Below are 15,085 nucleotides of genomic sequence, written 5' to 3' on the forward strand. Positions count from 1 at the left end.
GCTTCCGCACGCCCGACGGGGTCGTCGACTACTACGACGAGAAGGGCAACAACTCGAAGCAGTTCCTGATGCGCCGGCCGGTGCGCGGCGATGTTCGCCTCGCGTCCGGTTTCGGCATGCGCTTCCACCCGCTGTTGAACGAGCGCCGCATGCACACCGGCGTCGACTGGGCGACGTCGCCCGGTACGCCGATCCTCGCGGCAGGCACCGGCGTGATCGAGGAGGCGGGACGCAAGGGCCAGTACGGCAACTACGTGCGCATCCGTCATCCCAACGGCTACCACACCGCCTATGGCCACATGCTTCGCTTCCGCAAAGGCGTGCAGGCCGGCGCCAAGGTTCGCCAGGGCGAGATCATCGGCTACGTCGGCGCCACCGGCCTCGCCTCCGGGCCGCATTTGCACTACGAGGTGCTGATCAACTCGCGCTTCGTCGACCCGCTTGCGATCCAGGTGCCGCGCGAGCGCGAGCTGAGCGGTCGCGTGCTGGCCGAGTTCCAGAAGGAGCGCCAGCGCATCGACAATCTGCGTCACCTCGCGCCGGTCATGACCGCCAGCAAGTAACCCACCCCAGCGCGGCACACCCACGCTGTCATCCTCGGCTTTATGCCGAGGATCCACATCTTAGCGTCTCAAGTGCTGGCTATTGGTGGACATGCGCCACAAGGGGGCCCTCGCAGAGCCAGCCGAGAGCTGGGTCCTCGGGACAAGCCCGAGGATGACAGTAAGGATGGCCGGTGCCGGGCCAAGCCCGACACCGGCAATCGAGTTACGCGGCGACCTTCACCGGCTCGCCGTTGAGCACTAGGTCGCCGTCGCGGACGCCGATGCGCACCGTGTCGCCGTCCTTGATGCGGCCGGAAAGGATCTGCTCGGCGAGCGGGTCCTGCACGTGTCGCTGGATGACGCGCTTTAGCGGGCGCGCGCCGTAGGCCGGATCGTAGCCGCGATTGGCGAGCCAGGTGCGCGCCGCATCGTCCAGCTCCAGCTTGATCTTGCGATCGGTCAGCAGCTTCTGCACGCGCTGCATCTGGATATCGACGATCTTCCCCATGTCCGCCCGCTGCAGGCGGTGGAACAGGATGATGTCGTCGAGACGGTTCAAGAACTCCGGCCGGAACTTCTGCCGCACTTCGCCCATCACGAGGTCGCGCACCAGGTCGGTGTCCTCGCCTTCCTTCTGGTTGACGAGGTACTCCGCGCCGATGTTCGACGTGAGGATGATGATGGTGTTGCGGAAGTCGACCGTGCGGCCCTGGCCGTCGGTCAGGCGACCGTCGTCCAGTACCTGTAGAAGCACGTTGAAGACATCCGGGTGGGCCTTCTCGATCTCGTCGAACAGGATCACCTGGTACGGCCGGCGGCGCACCGCCTCGGTGAGCGAGCCGCCCTCCTCGTAGCCGACATATCCCGGAGGCGCGCCGATGAGGCGGGCGACCGAGTGCTTCTCCATGAACTCGGACATGTCGATGCGCTGCATCGCCGTGTCGTCGTTGAAGAGGAACGCCGCCAACGCCTTTGCGAGCTCGGTCTTGCCGACGCCCGTGGGCCCCAGGAACATGAACGAGCCAATCGGCCGGTTCGGGTCCTGTAGCCCGGCGCGCGCGCGGCGTACGGCCGTCGACACGGCATCCACCGCCTCGCGCTGACCGACGACGCGCTTCGCCAGCGCATCTTCCATCTTCAGAAGCTTCTCGCGCTCGCCCTCGAGCATGCGATCGACGGGCACGCCGGTCCACCGCGACACTACGCCGGCGATCTGGTCGGGCGTCACGGCCTCTTCGACCATGGTGCCCTTGGCTTCCTGGGCTTCGATCACCTGCAGCTTCTTTTCGAGCTCGGGGATCTTGCCGTAGGCAAGCTCGCCCGCGCGCGCGAGATCGCCGCGCCGCTGCGCCTTCTCGAGCTCCGTGCGCGAGTGATCCAGCTCCTCCTTGAGCTTCTGGGCGCTGCCGAGCTTCTCCTTCTCGGCCTCCCAGCTCTGCGTCAGGATCTTGCTCTCCTCTTCGAGATCGGCGATCTCCTTCTCGATGTTGGCGAGGCGGTCCTTCGACGCGGCATCGCTCTCCTTGCGCAGTGCCTCGCGCTCGATCTTCAGCTGCATCAGCTCGCGATCGATGCGGTCCAGCTCCTCAGGTTTCGAATCGATCTGCATCTTCAGGCGCGACGCCGCTTCGTCGACGAGGTCGATCGCCTTGTCGGGCAGGAAGCGGTCGGCGATGTAGCGGTTCGACAGGGTCGCCGCGGCGACGAGCGCGCTGTCGGTGATGCGCACGCCGTGGTGCAGCTCGTACTTCTCCTTCAAGCCGCGCAGGATCGAGATCGTGTCCTCGACCGTCGGCTCGTTAACGAACACGGGCTGGAAGCGACGGGCGAGTGCGGCGTCCTTCTCGATGTGCTTGCGGTACTCGTCGAGCGTGGTGGCGCCGATGCAGTGCAGCTCGCCGCGGGCGAGCGCCGGCTTCAACAGATTGCCGGCATCCATCGAGCCCTCGGTCTTGCCGGCGCCGACGATGGTATGCAGCTCGTCGATGAACAGGATTATGCGCCCACCCTCGGCCTGCACCTCATTGAGCACGGCCTTCAGGCGCTCCTCGAACTCGCCGCGATACTTGGCGCCGGCGATGAGCGCGCCCATGTCGAGCGCGAGCAGCTTCTTATCCTTGAGGCTGTCGGGGACGTCGCCGTGCACGATGCGGAGCGCAAGGCCCTCGGCGATGGCCGTCTTACCGACGCCCGGCTCGCCGATGAGCACAGGATTGTTCTTCGTGCGCCGCGACAGCACCTGGATGGTGCGGCGGATCTCCTCGTCGCGGCCGATGACGGGGTCGAGCTTGCCGGCGGCGGCGGCCTCGGTGAGGTCGCGCGCATAGCGCTTCAGCGCGTCGTAACCCTGCTCGGCGGATGCGGTGTCGGCAGTACGACCCTTGCGTATTTCGTTGATGGCCTCGTTCAGCCCCTGCGGAGTGACGCCGGCGTCGGCGAGGATTTTCGCCGCGTCGGTGCCCTTCTCGAGCGCCAGCGCCAGCAGCAGCCGCTCGGCGGTCACGTACTTGTCGCCCGCCTTCTCGGCGATCTTTTCGGCGGCATCGAACACGCGGGCAAGCTCCGAAGCCATGTAGAGCTGGCCGGAACCACCGCCCGAAACCTTCGGACGCTTGGCAAGCTGCGCTTCGACGGCTTTCAGTGCCGCTTTCGGGTCGCCGCCCGCCTTGCGGATGAGCCCGGCAGCGAGGCCCTCGTTATCGTCGAGGAGCACTTTCAAAAGGTGGTCGGGCGAGAACTGCTGATGGCCCTCGCGCAGCGCAAGGCTCTGCGCCGCTTGCACGAATCCGCGGGCGCGGTCCGTAAACATTTCAAAGTTCATACGTTCCCTCCTCGGCATGCCGCTCCGCCCAAACGGCACGGGTTGGCACCTTCTACGTCAGGATGATCTGTGGTGCAGTCCGGACGACCTCGCCGGCACGCGGCAGCATCGTCCGTAAACCTTTCCAACAGGTGATATAGTGTGGTCGGAACAAGACAAAAGAGGCCCGCACCGGGCCATCTCAGCATCTTTTGAGTTGCATTGACGATGCCCGATCCGAGCGGACCCACCGTCCGCGGCCTCTACCGCTATCCCGTCAAAGGGTTATCCCCCGAGCCGCTCGAGAGCATGCCGCTGCGCGCCGGCGGAACGGCGCCGTTCGACCGCGCTTACGCCATCGAAAATGGCCCCGGCCGCTTCGACCCGGAGCACCCGGCGCACCTGCCGAAAATCAATTTCCTCATGCTGATGCGCAACGAGCGCCTCGCGACGCTGCAAACGCGGTTCGAGGACGAGACCGAGACGCTCGTCGTTTACCGCGCCGGTAAGCAGGTGGCGCGCGGCGACTTGAGGACACCGATCGGCCGCAAGATGATCGAGCAGTTCTTCGCCGCCTACATGCAGGAGGAGTTGCGCGGCGCCCCGCGCGTGGTATCGGCGCCGGGACACAGCTTTTCTGACGTCGCAGCGAAATGCCTGCACATCGTCAGCAAAGCGTCGCTGCGCGAGGTGGAGCGTGTCGTCGGGCGCGAGGTCAATCCCCTGCGCTTCCGGCCCAACCTCGTCATCGACGGCGGCGAGCCGTGGGCGGAGTTCGGCTGGGTCGGCAAGCCGCTGCAGGTAGGCGCGGTACGGCTCGAGGTGTTGAAGCGCACGGAGCGCTGCGCTGCGACCAATGTCGATCCCGACAACGGCAAGCGCGACATGGCGATCCCCGCCGAGCTGCAGCGAGCCTTCGGCCACACAGATTTCGGCATCTACGCGCGCGTCGTCACGGACGGCACAATCACCCTCGGCGATCCTGTCGTCGTCTGACGAAACACGGTCGTTCGGAAATCAAAGAGTATCAGTCGCGGTCGGGCTCGTCCGGACCTGCGGCACCATTAACTTCCTCAGGGGCACCGTTGCCACTTTCGCGGCGCGGACGGCGAACCGGCCGGCGCAGGAATTCGGGCTGCTCGTGCTGCTGCTGCGGGAAGCTGTCCCGGCGACGGAACTGCTCGCCTCCACCCTGACGGGGTTGGCCGCCCTGCTCAGCGTTCTGAGGACGGGGAGGCGGACCGCCATTCGGGTCGCCGCCGCGATCGAAGCGCTGCTGGTCGCCGCCACGGTCGTTGCGGTCAAACCGGTTGTTGTTGCGGTGATGATCGCGGTCACCGCGGTGCCGGTTCTGGTCCTGCGAGCCGCCGCGATTCCCTTCGAAACGCTGGTTATCCGAGCGCGGCTGGTGGTCATGGCGCATTTGCGGCTGAGACTGATGGAGCGGCGGCTGCATATCGCCGTCATCACCATCGTCGTCGCCGAAATCGTCACCGTCGCCGGGACCGCGCGGCATACCGCCGTTCATCTCGGGGCCGCCCTGGGCGATCTGCTGATCGCGGAAGGCCATGATGATGCGGTTGTAGTGCTCGGCGTGCTGGAGGTAATTCTCGGCCAGTACCGGGTCGCCCGACGAGGTCGCATCGCGCGCCAGAGACATATACTTCTCGGCGATGTGAGAGGGGGTGCCGCGGATCTTAACCTCCGGCCCCGTGCTCTCGAAGCTGCGTGTGAGCGGGCTCTGCCCCTTGCGGTTGCTGCGCCCGCGGCCCCGACGGTTCTGCTGTCCTTGCCTCATTGGCTCCGTTCTCGGTCGTGATGAAAAAATCCGCGTGCGGCCTGCTGTTAGCATTTGCGAGAGCGCAGGGCCTTCAAGCAGGCGCCGACACGCAATCTCTGGCCAGTTCCTGGCGGCGCCCATGCGCGCGCACTGTGTCTCAATCTCGTGACGCTTTAACCGGCAGTCGCTACTTCCGATCGGAAGGGGGCGTTGCACACCAAGTGGCTAGCGATCGCCGTTCTAGCGGGAGCAACAGGTCCTCGCCAAAAGCGTGTCCCCGTGCTTCGCAATCCCATCTCGTGCAGTCGATCAGGCTCCAACTCTGAAGCGCGCGCACGATCAATCGGCTGGGCTCAGACTAGCGCGGAACGGGCGCAAATCAAACCTTTTCTTTGCGACCTAGTGCGAGTGTAACCGCAACGCCACACAACGGGTATGGCCGCCAAGGTCGTCATACCTGCGTACTTCTGCACGGAGTGTCTTAACGAACGCTTGCTGCAACAGTAGAGCCACAGCGTCCGCCTGTCCCATCCCCAGTTCCAGGACCACCCACCCCCGCAGCACCCCTCCGAGGCCCTGCGATATCTGGCGGTAAAAGGCGAGGCCGTCGGAGCCGCCATCGAGCGCCGCTGGCGGATCGTGGTCGCGCACCTCCGGCGCCAACCCGGGGATATCTCCGCTGGCTATATAGGGCGGGTTGCTGATGACCAGGTCGAATGGGCCAGCGACGCCGTCGAGCATGTCATGGCACGCGAATGCGACCCGCTCGGCGAGCCCCAACGCCTGCGCGTTCTGTCGCGCCGTCGCCAGCGCCTCCTCGCTGAGGTCGGTCCCGAGCCCCGTGGCGTTCGGCAACTCGGCAAGCAACGTCAGCAGCAGGCAGCCGGTCCCCGTGCCGATATCGAGGATGCGGATCGGCGCCTCGCCCCAGCCTTCGTGCGTGGCGATTTCAAGCGCCGCGCCGATCAGCGTCTCGCTGTCGGGACGCGGGTCGAGCGTCGCCGCTGAAAGGGCGAAGCGGCGCCCGTAGAACTCGCGCTCGCCGAGGATGCGCGACACCGGCTCGCGGGCCCTGCGCCGCTCGATCATCTGCCGGAGCCGCGCCTGCGCCTCGGCCGAAAGGCGCTGCTCAGGACGGCCGATGATATCGGCGGTCGACACCCCCGCAGCCGCAGCGATGAGCAGGCGCGCGTCACGCCCGGCGTCCTCGACACCGGCGGCGTCCAACGCTTGCTGGGCGGCGCGCGCCGCTTCCGCCAGCGTCATCGGGATCTCAGGCGGCATTGCCTTCCATGTCGGCGAGCTGGTTCGCCTGGTGCTCGGTGATGAGAACGTCGACGATTTCGTCGAGCGCCCCGCCGGCCAGCACCTCGTCGAGCTTGTGAAGCGTGAGGTTGATGCGGTGGTCGGTGACGCGGCCCTGCGGAAAGTTGTAGGTGCGGATGCGCTGCGAGCGATCGCCGGAGCCGACCTGACCTTTGCGCGCCTGGGCACGGGCGCTGTCGGCCTTTTCGCGTTCCATTTCGTAGACCCGCGACCGCAGCACCTGCATGGCGAGGCGCCGGTTCTGGTGCTGCGACTTTTCCGCCGAGACGACGATGATGCCGGTCGGCAAATGCGTCATGCGCACCGCGGAATCCGTCTTGTTGACGTGCTGGCCGCCGGCGCCGCCCGCGCGCATCGTGTCAATGCGGATGTCCTCGGGGCGAATATCGATATCGATGTCCTCGGCCTCGGGCAGCACGGCGACGGTCGCCGCCGACGTGTGGATGCGACCGCCCGTTTCCGTCGCGGGAATGCGTTGCACGCGATGCACCCCGGATTCGTATTTCAGGCGCGCAAACACGCCTTCGCCGCTGATCGAGGCGACGATCTCCTTGTAGCCTCCGAGGTCGTTCTCGGAGATCGAGATGATCTCGACTTTCCAGCCGCGGACTTCAGCGTAGCGGCTGTACATACGGAAGAGGTCGGCGGCGAACAGCGCCGCCTCGTCGCCGCCGGTGCCGGCGCGCACCTCGAGGATAGCGCTGCGCTCGTCGGCGGCGTCCTTCGGCAGGAGCTGGATCTTGAGCTGCTGCTCGAGCTCTTCGCGGCGCGGCTCGAGAGCCTCGAGATCGGCGCGCGCCATCTGGATCATTTCTTTGTCTGAAGCCGGGTCCGCGATCAGCGCCTCGAGATCGGACTTCTCCTTCTCGGCAGCCCGCAGCGCCTCGATGATCGCCACCACTGGGTTGAGGGCGGCAAACTCCTTGGTGAGCTTGGCGTAGGCGGCCTGGTTCACCCCGGCATTGAGCTCGGCCTGAATGGAGCTCCAGCGGCCGACCATCTTCTCGAGCTTGTCTTGCGGGATTCCGGGCATGGGCTTCTGGTTGACGATCTCGAACGGCAATGCCGGCCGCGCCCCGGCGGGCGAACCGACGATCTATTCAGCTTGGGGTGGATATGGCACCCGCGCCGCAGCGCGCCGCATCTAATCCGATTGGGCCGTCGACTGCAATTTGTCGCTCCGGCGGGTACGGGGATCGGGCACGTCGATCCACCGCAGGCCGTCGCGCACGGGAGCCAAGCGCACGATCACATAGTTCTGGGCGCCGCGGACGAAGCGCTTCATCGACGGCGGAAGCTGGGACACCGCGGCCTCCAGGACCGCCGTTTGGGTGATGAGCAGGATCAGCGCGATGCCCATGGTGACCGTGAACAGCGCCATACCCGGCTTGCCGGCGTGCTCGTTCATGACGTCGCGGACGTTGCGCGCCGCTTCGGCGGCACGCCGGCCTCCCCCGCCGATCGCTTTGAGGATCGGGGCGCCCTGCCGGCCCAGTTGCGGCAATCGCGGCCGACGAGCCGCACGCACCGTAGTTGTTCGTGGTGCTTCGACGAACAGCTGCTCGAGCGAATGCAGGACGGGGCGCGGATCGAGCCCGGCGAAACCTGCATAGGTGCGCACGATGCGACAGGTCTCCGGCCACGGCGGCAACGATCCGATCAGGCCGGTCTCCAGCGCCGCGATGATGTCGACGCGCGTCGACAAGGCTTGCGCCGCTTGCGCAGGATTGAGGCGCAGGGCGCCGCGCAGGTCACGGAAAAATCGCGCAACCTCCGCGGCCATGATGGTCGGCGACGGCGGCGTTGCTGCAGAATAGGGATTGCGTGCGCCTTGCGGACGCACGACAGGAAGAGGTCTTGCCGGCTCGTAGCCTTCACGCATGACCAACGCCACTAATGATCGGAACTGGAAGTTCCCCCGGCACGCATCGTCTGATGAAAGCGGCTCGTTGTCAAAGACAGAACGTGCAGCGCTCAGACTTCGATGCCTTCGGATTTTGCGAAGCTATCGAGGCGTTCGCGGATATCAGTGGTGCCTTTTTTCAACAGGTCATCCACAAGTTTCGCGGCACGGCGCGCATTGAGCGCGAGGATCATCGTCTTCACGGGACCGATCGAGGCCGGCGCCATCGACAGCGAACGGAACCCGAGCGCGATCAAGGCGAGCGCTTCGACGGGGCGTCCGGCCATCTCGCCGCACAGCGTCAGCGGCACCTTGTGCTTCTCCGCCGCCTTCACCAGCGTCTTCAGAGCGCGCAGCGGGCTAGGAGACAATGAATCATAGCGGCTGCCGACGCGGGCGTTCGTACGGTCGGCCGCATACATGAACTGCAAGAGGTCGTTGCTGCCGACGGAGACGAAGTCGACCTTCTCCATCAGCGCGTCGAGCTCAAAAAGCAGGCAGGGCACCTCGATCATGGCCCCCAGCCGCACCTTCTTCGGGGGCTCTTGGCCCCTGGCGCGCATGATCTTGCGCTCCTTGTCGACCAGCGCACGCACCTCGTCCATTTCCGTGGCCATCGAGACCATCGGAATCATGACGCGCAGCTCCTGGCCGGCGGCAGCGCGCAAGAGTGCCCGCACCTGGGTCCGCAGCAGCGCCGGCCGATCGAGCCCCATGCGCACGGCCCGCCAGCCCATGGCCGGGTTCTCTTCCTTCGGCTGGCGCAGGTAGTGGAGGACCTTGTCGCCGCCGATATCGAGCGTGCGGAAGACCACCGGCCTGCCGTCGGCCCGCGCCACGATGGCGCGGTAGGAATCCGCCTGGCGCTCGACCTTCGGCAGGGTGTTCGACAGCATGAACAAGAGCTCGGTGCGGAACAGCCCGACGCCGTCGGCGCCGGCATCCTTCAAGTGCGGCATGTCGACGAGCAGACCGGCATTGATCTGCAGATCGACCTTGACGCCGTCGGTCGTCACCGCTGGTACGTCGCGCAGGGCGCGATACTGGCGCTGCCGGCGTGCAAGGAAGCGGACCTTATCGGAGTAAGCGGCGATCACGTCGGTCGAGGGGCGCAGGTGCACCTCGCCGGTCGTCGCATCGACGATCGCCGCGTCTCCCGCCTTGACCCGCTCGACGATGCCGCTCGCCTGCCCGACGGCGGCGATGCCCAGCGCCTTGGCGACGATCGCCACGTGGCTCTGACCGCTGCCGTCCTCCACGATCAGGCCGCGCAGGCGTTTGCGGTCGTAGTCGAGCAGCTCCGCCGGCCCCATGGTGCGGGCGACGAGGATCGCATCGGGCGGCAAGGAGGACGGTTCGTCAGCGCTGGTTATGCGGCCGGCAAGAATGCGCAGCAGCCGATCTGAAAGATCGTCCAGGTCGCGCTGGCGCTCGCGCCAGTAGGGATCGTTCTGGCGCAGCATGCGGGCGCGCGTCGCGTTCTGCACGCGCTCGACCGATGCTTCCGCAGTGAGCCCGCCTTCCACCGCCTCGCGCAGCCGCCGCTCCCAGCCCTTGTCGTGGGCAAACATGCGGTAGGCGTCGAGCACGTCGCGATGCTCGCCGGCACCCGACAGGTGCTCGTGGTCGAACATCTCGTCGAGCGACGCCCGCAGGCTCCCGATCGCGGTCTCGAGGCGGATCATTTCCTCGGCCGGGTCCTCGGCCATCAGGTGCGTGACGACGATCCGCGGCTCGTGCAGCACCACGTGACCGAGCGCGATGCCGTCCGCCATCTGCTCGCCCTGGATCACCGCCGAGAGGGACTTCTCCAACTCGATCGCGGTGCCGGCCCCGGCCACGGCGCCGGACACGAGATGCTCGGCGACGACCATCGCCGTCGCCTGCAGCACCTCGACATCCTCGTCGGAGTATTCCTTCTGGGTTCGGTTCTGGACGACGAGCACGCCGAGCACCTGGCCCGAGCGGCCGATCGGCACGGCCAGCAGCGAGTGGTAGATCTCCTCGCCGGTTTCAGGACGATAAGAGAATGCCGGGTGGCTCGACGCCTCGGGCTCGTTCACGGTGATGTTCAACTCGGCGCAGCGGCCGACGAGACCTTCGCCACGCTTCATGCGCGTGTTGTGCACGGCGTCGGGATTGAGGCCTTCGCTGGCGAACAGCTCGAGCGAGCCATCCTGACGCTTGAGGTAGATGGAGCAGACCTCGGTGACCATCACGCCGGCGATTTGCTTGACGATCTTGTCGAGCCGCGACTGGCCGTCATCGGTCTCGGACATGATCTCGCGCAGACGCCGCATGATCACACGCAGCGCCGGCTCGGAGGTCATCACTCGTGGCTCGTCACCTCGCCTCTGCATAGGTCGTGCCGCCCGGGTAGTCCCGCCGCTCGTGTGATGATCGAGGAATTCGCCATCATCTGCGGCAGCGGTATTGAGCGAATTTCTCGGTCTGAATCACACTAGCAAGTCTATGACTCTAGTGTCCCTCTCGATTCCGAAGCTCGCTTTTGGACCTAGCCGCGAACTCTGGCGAACGTCGGAACAGGACACTAGTGCAGGTTCAGTGCTCGACCGTTCGCGCTCGGCCGCGCTCAGTCGGCATCGAGACCATAAATAGAATGCAGCGTTCTGACGGCAAGCTCGGCATAAGCCGCGTCGATCAGCACGCTGATTTTGATCTCAGAAGTCGTAATCGCCAGAATATTGATGCCTTTGCTCGACAAGGCCTTGAACATCATGGCGGCGACGCCGGCATGGCTGCGCATGCCGATCCCGATGACGGAAATCTTGGCGACGTCGGCGGAGCTCTGAACCTCGAACTCGCCGATCTCCTTCTTGGTCGCTTTCAAGGCCTCGAGCGTGCGCGGCAGCTCGGCAGCCTGCACGGTGAAGGTCATGTCGGTGTGCTTGCCGTCCGGCGTGACGCTCTGGATGATCATGTCGACGTTGATGTTGGCGTCGGCGAGCGGTCCGAAGATGCGGGCGGCAACGCCCGGCTTGTCCTCGACCTTGATGAGCGTCACCTTCGCCTCGTCCTTGACGTAGGCGATCCCGCTGACGACCTGATTTTCCACGATCTCATCCTCATCGCAAACGATAGTGCCGATGTCTTCCAGCTTGTCGAGCCGCACCGGCGACATCGCCTCCGGCGCCACGAAGCTCGACAGGACGCGAACCCGCATCCGGTTGACCATCGCCAGCTCGACGGAGCGCGTCTGCAGCACCTTGGAGCCGAGAGACGCCATCTCGAGCATCTCTTCGTACGACACCTTCGGTAGGCGCTGCGCCTTGGGCACGATGCGGGGGTCGGTGGTGTAGACACCATCGACGTCGGTATAGATGTCGCATACATCGGCCTTGAGTGCGACGGCCATGGCCACCGCGCTCGTGTCGGAGCCGCCGCGGCCCAATGTTGCGATGCGGCGACGCTCGGGCTCGATACCCTGGAAGCCCGTCACCACCGCCACCTCGCCCTCGTCGAAGCGGCGGCGAAGCTCCGCACCGTCGATACCGGTGATGCGTGCCGAGCCGTGTGCGGCACTGGTCGTGATGGGGATCTGCCAGCCCTGCCAGGAGCGCGCCTGCAGTCCCATCGATTGGAGCACGATGGCGAGGAGGCCAGAGGTCACCTGCTCGCCGGTCGCGACGACCGTGTCGTATTCGCGCGCGTCATGCAGCACGGCTGCCTCGCGCACCCAGGCGACGAGCTGGTTCGTGACACCTGACATGGCGGAGACGACGACGCAGACCTTGTTGCCGGCGTCGACCTCGCGCTTCACGTGACGCGCCACATTGCGAATGCGCTCGACGTTGGCGACGGACGTGCCACCGAACTTCATCACAACAACAGCCATCGCGTGTCCCGCCGTGCGGCTTGCGCATTAATTGCTGGAATTGCCCGATTGCGGCGCCGAGCGCGCGGGGGCGCGGCCGGTGCTATGGCGCAAACAGCCTGGGGCGAACAGGAATCCCGTTTACGCGGCGTTCTCTTACCGGCATCCCATTGATCCCGCAATATCCTGTGCCTTGACATTCTGTTTCGCCCGCACCCGTATCCGGGGTATGCCCAGCGACGCTCAGACCTCTCCGGCCCCCAGCAACGCCAACCTCGACCCCGCCGAGGTCGAGCGCTTCGCGCGCCTGGCCAGTGACTGGTGGAATGCCGACGGCAAGCTGCGCCCGCTGCATCGTCAGGGGCCGGCGCGGGTGGGCTTCGTCCGCGATGCCCTGGCACGGCACTTCAACTTGGCTATGCCTCGCTTAAAGCCGCTCGCCGGACTGGCTGTGCTCGACGTCGGCTGCGGTGGGGGTCTCATGTCAGAGCCGCTCGCGCGGCTAGGCGCCAAGGTTACCGGGATCGACCCGACCGCCGACGCCATCGCCGTCGCGCGGCGGCACGCCGGCGCACAGGGCCTCGCCATCGACTACCGCACTGCGGCCGTCGAAGACTTGCAGGCCGAGGGCGCGAGCTTCGATGCCGTCATCTGCATGGAGGTGATCGAGCACGTGCCCAACCAGGCGGCGTTCGTACGCAGCCTCGGCGCGCTGGTCCGCCCGGGTGGCGCGGTCGTCGTCTCGACGCTCAATCGCACCTGGAAATCGTACCTGCTGGCGATCATCGGTGCCGAATACGTGCTCGGCTGGCTACCGCGCGGGACGCACGATTGGAACCGCTTCGTGACCACCGACGAACTGGTCCGTTACCTCGCCAATGCTGGCTTCGGCGAACCGGAGATGTCCGGGATTATCTATGATGTCATGGCGGACGACTGGCGTCTCGGCCCGGACACGGACGTCAACTACATCGCCGCTGCCGCACGCAGCCGTGGCTGATCCGCCCTCAAGTTGCAGCCGCTCCAAGGAACCGCGGGTAATCCGCCGGCGTTTCAAAATGGAACGACGACGCTAAAGTATTCTTGGAGAGGATTTATGGATGCCTTTGATAAATCGATGATTCATTTGCGTGGTGGCGCTCTTGTTGTAGCGGCCTTTGCAGCGCTTGCCCTCGGCGGCTGCGCCTCGACCATGTCTTCCGGGACGCCCGATGATGCCTACAGCGCGTCGATTGCGCCAAGCTACGCACCGGGAACTTATGATCCGCCATACCAGGTCGGAGCCCAGCGCGACGAGGAAGAGCAACCGGCGGCGCAAGCGTGGGCGGCAGAACAGAAGTTCGAATATCGCGGCGGTCGCGATCCGGTAACGGGCCGCGCCAAGACGCAGATGTAGATGAGATCCGCGCGGGCCTTAGGGTCCCTGCGCGACCTGTGGTTCCTTCGACGGCGCGAAGTTGCTCGCCAGGAAGCGCTCGAGATTGCTTCCCCAAAGGTCCCAGCCGGCGCGATCGTCGGCAATCGTATGCCCGTCCCTGCCGTAGTCAGGCAGTGGGTCGTACTCGACGAGCCCGCCGCCATCCTTCCAAGCCGCCGCCATTTTTGCCGCGAGTGCCGGACCGAAATAGCTGTCGTTCGAGGCATAGAGCCACAGCGTCGGCGCGCGAGCGGTGCGAGCGAAGTCGTGCGCCGCAATCACAAGCTTGTCGACGCCGCACACCGAGTTGCTGCGGCCCCAAGCGTGGCCGCCACGTCCGCCCGCAAAGTTCACCACGGCGGAAACGAGGTCGGGTCGCTTGGCTGCGAGGGCCAGCGACGCCCAGCCGCCGGTCGAGACACCGACGACAAGTATGCGCGTGGGATCGACGAACGGCTGATGGGTCATGTAGTCGACGGCGGCGCCGATATCGTCGGCCGCGGTCAAGCCCGATTGAAAGTGATCGGGATCGGCACAGCTGCCGACCGATTCAACAAGCTCGCCGCCTGTCGAGCCGTGCCCGCGCCGCTGCGGCAGCACCACGGCGTAACCGCGATCGACGAACCAGCGCGACAGCCAATAGTAGACCGGCATCGACACCGATAGGCGACTTGCCTCCGAGGTGCCGTGATTGATGACGACGAGCGGGAAGCGTTGCGTCAGCGTGGAAGCTGGACGGAATACGGTGGCGCGCAGGGCGATGGAGTTGTCGCCGCTCGGCAGCAGCCACAGCTGCTCGCGCATGCGCTGGCCTTCGGGACCGAAGGCTCCGTACATCGATCCGGTCGTCATCGCCGGATCGGCCTGCAGGGTCGGGGAGTGAGAGAGAAGAAGTACGAAGATGATCGCGCACGCTTTTGCGCGCGACACAGCGCACTTCACGGCGGCGCGCACCGCCCGGAGCTTGTTCGGCAAGAATCCCTCCCCGTGTCGCCTGCAACGAAGCACGCAGCACCGAAGCAGCACGCCGACTATCTCCGAAAAATTGCCGGATCGTCTAGAGGTGGTTCCCCGTGAAAATCATTTTCGTTATGAGCGTTTTGAACGTAAGGAGCCCGCCGATCGCGATGAACGGCGGGCTCACGGCTGACACGACGCGTAGTTTTGTCGCGACGTTATGGCGAGGTCGGAGCTCGCGCGCCCGGCTTGGATGCCGAGGCCGGGTCCGACGGCGTCAAGTTGCTCGGACCAGGTTGCACGTTCTGCTTGGTGTTCGGATCGGCCGGAATGCCAGCCGGGTTGGCGCCAGACTCGCCCGTGCTCGCACCCTCAGACGCAGAACCGCCAGCGCTCGGCATCGGGGCCGTGGGCTGCGCGGCTGAAGGGTTGGAGCTTGCGGCCGGATCGGCCGGTTTCGGAGCCGATGGAGCGGGCTGCGCATTTTGCGTGGCGCTCGGGTCAGCCGGCGTGGGGGCCGTT

At 65.8% G+C, this 15,085-nt stretch carries 12 protein-coding genes (1 of these 12 cut by a window edge); 4 read left to right on the forward strand and 8 right to left on the reverse strand.

The features are described from left to right. Positions 1-563, forward strand: the final stretch of a protein-coding gene (locus GIW81_RS09220) for a M23 family metallopeptidase (protein WP_324614946.1). 1,465 nt of this gene lie to the left of the window's left edge; the window shows 563 of its 2,028 coding nt (coding positions 1,466-2,028); the start codon falls outside the window, past its left edge; it ends in the stop codon at positions 561-563. A 205-nt stretch (positions 564-768) separates the two neighbouring features. Here GIW81_RS09220 and clpB read toward each other — a convergent pair whose 3' ends face one another. Then, a complete protein-coding gene (gene clpB / locus GIW81_RS09225; protein ID WP_154738927.1) occupies positions 769-3,366 on the reverse strand; it encodes an ATP-dependent chaperone ClpB in 2,598 nt (865 codons plus the stop codon). A gap of 207 nt (positions 3,367-3,573) precedes the next feature. Between clpB and GIW81_RS09230 the strand changes: the two genes are divergently transcribed. Beyond that, entirely contained in the window at positions 3,574-4,341 is a 768-nt protein-coding gene (locus GIW81_RS09230) for an MOSC domain-containing protein (protein ID WP_154738928.1), read from the forward strand. Between the two features lie 31 nt (positions 4,342-4,372). Here the strand turns inward: GIW81_RS09230 and GIW81_RS09235 are convergent, their stop codons facing one another. From GIW81_RS09235 to GIW81_RS09260, 6 genes are all read right to left on the reverse strand, one after another. Next, a complete protein-coding gene (locus tag GIW81_RS09235; protein WP_324615014.1) occupies positions 4,373-5,197 on the reverse strand; it encodes a DUF4167 domain-containing protein in 825 nt (274 codons plus the stop codon). Between the two features lie 327 nt (positions 5,198-5,524). Further along, the gene (gene prmC / locus GIW81_RS09240) at positions 5,525-6,409 is read right to left on the reverse strand and encodes a peptide chain release factor N(5)-glutamine methyltransferase (RefSeq protein WP_154738930.1); all 885 of its coding nucleotides are present in this window, start codon (positions 6,407-6,409) and stop codon (positions 5,525-5,527) included. After that, on the reverse strand, positions 6,399-7,484 hold the full coding sequence (prfA, locus tag GIW81_RS09245; protein ID WP_154739607.1) for a peptide chain release factor 1: 1,086 nt from the start codon (positions 7,482-7,484) through the stop codon (positions 6,399-6,401). The genes prmC and prfA overlap by 11 nt, the downstream gene beginning before the upstream one ends. A 111-nt stretch (positions 7,485-7,595) precedes the next feature. Next, entirely contained in the window at positions 7,596-8,333 is a 738-nt protein-coding gene (locus GIW81_RS09250; RefSeq protein WP_154738931.1) for a helix-turn-helix domain-containing protein, read from the reverse strand. Between the two features lie 92 nt (positions 8,334-8,425). Further along, positions 8,426-10,684 carry a phosphoenolpyruvate--protein phosphotransferase gene (gene ptsP, locus GIW81_RS09255; protein ID WP_229309127.1) on the reverse strand — a complete coding sequence of 753 codons (2,259 nt, stop codon included), beginning with the start codon at positions 10,682-10,684 and terminating at the stop codon, positions 8,426-8,428. Positions 10,685-10,947: 263 nt separating this feature from the next. Then, positions 10,948-12,210 (reverse strand): aspartate kinase, encoded by a 1,263-nt coding sequence (locus GIW81_RS09260; protein WP_154738933.1) that lies wholly within the window; start codon positions 12,208-12,210, stop codon positions 10,948-10,950. A 208-nt stretch (positions 12,211-12,418) separates the two neighbouring features. Here GIW81_RS09260 and ubiG point away from each other — a divergent pair, with 208 nt between their 5' ends. Together ubiG and GIW81_RS09270 are read left to right on the forward strand one after the other, a co-directional pair. Continuing rightward, positions 12,419-13,189, forward strand: a complete 771-nt coding sequence (gene ubiG, locus GIW81_RS09265) for a bifunctional 2-polyprenyl-6-hydroxyphenol methylase/3-demethylubiquinol 3-O-methyltransferase UbiG (RefSeq protein ID WP_154738934.1) — start codon at positions 12,419-12,421, stop codon at positions 13,187-13,189. A 96-nt stretch (positions 13,190-13,285) separates the two neighbouring features. Continuing rightward, positions 13,286-13,585: a hypothetical protein gene (locus GIW81_RS09270; protein ID WP_154738935.1), complete on the forward strand. Its 300-nt coding sequence runs from the start codon at positions 13,286-13,288 to the stop codon at positions 13,583-13,585. 18 nt (positions 13,586-13,603) lie between these two features. Here the strand turns inward: GIW81_RS09270 and GIW81_RS09275 are convergent, their stop codons facing one another. Continuing rightward, entirely contained in the window at positions 13,604-14,581 is a 978-nt protein-coding gene (locus tag GIW81_RS09275; protein ID WP_229309128.1) for an alpha/beta hydrolase family protein, read from the reverse strand. Between the last annotated feature and the right edge of the window lie 504 nt (positions 14,582-15,085).

This window comes from Hyphomicrobium album (genome assembly GCF_009708035.1).
Lineage (GTDB): Bacteria > Pseudomonadota > Alphaproteobacteria > Rhizobiales > Hyphomicrobiaceae > Hyphomicrobium_A > Hyphomicrobium_A album.

Excerpts from the sequence above, each read along its gene's own strand:
- clpB (WP_154738927.1), bottom strand. The coding sequence starts at position 3,366 with ATGAACTTTGAAATGTTTACGGACCGCGCCCGCGGATTCGTGCAAGCG.
- GIW81_RS09230 (WP_154738928.1), top strand. The coding sequence starts at position 3,574 with ATGCCCGATCCGAGCGGACCCACCGTCCGCGGCCTCTACCGCTATCCC.
- GIW81_RS09235 (WP_324615014.1), bottom strand. The coding sequence starts at position 5,197 with ATGCTAACAGCAGGCCGCACGCGGATTTTTTCATCACGACCGAGAACG.
- prmC (WP_154738930.1), bottom strand. The coding sequence starts at position 6,409 with ATGCCGCCTGAGATCCCGATGACGCTGGCGGAAGCGGCGCGCGCCGCC.
- prfA (WP_154739607.1), bottom strand. The coding sequence starts at position 7,484 with ATGCCCGGAATCCCGCAAGACAAGCTCGAGAAGATGGTCGGCCGCTGG.
- GIW81_RS09250 (WP_154738931.1), bottom strand. The coding sequence starts at position 8,333 with ATGCGTGAAGGCTACGAGCCGGCAAGACCTCTTCCTGTCGTGCGTCCG.
- ptsP (WP_229309127.1), bottom strand. The coding sequence starts at position 10,684 with ATGACCTCCGAGCCGGCGCTGCGTGTGATCATGCGGCGTCTGCGCGAG.
- GIW81_RS09260 (WP_154738933.1), bottom strand. The coding sequence starts at position 12,210 with ATGGCTGTTGTTGTGATGAAGTTCGGTGGCACGTCCGTCGCCAACGTC.
- ubiG (WP_154738934.1), top strand. The coding sequence starts at position 12,419 with ATGCCCAGCGACGCTCAGACCTCTCCGGCCCCCAGCAACGCCAACCTC.
- GIW81_RS09270 (WP_154738935.1), top strand. The coding sequence starts at position 13,286 with ATGGATGCCTTTGATAAATCGATGATTCATTTGCGTGGTGGCGCTCTT.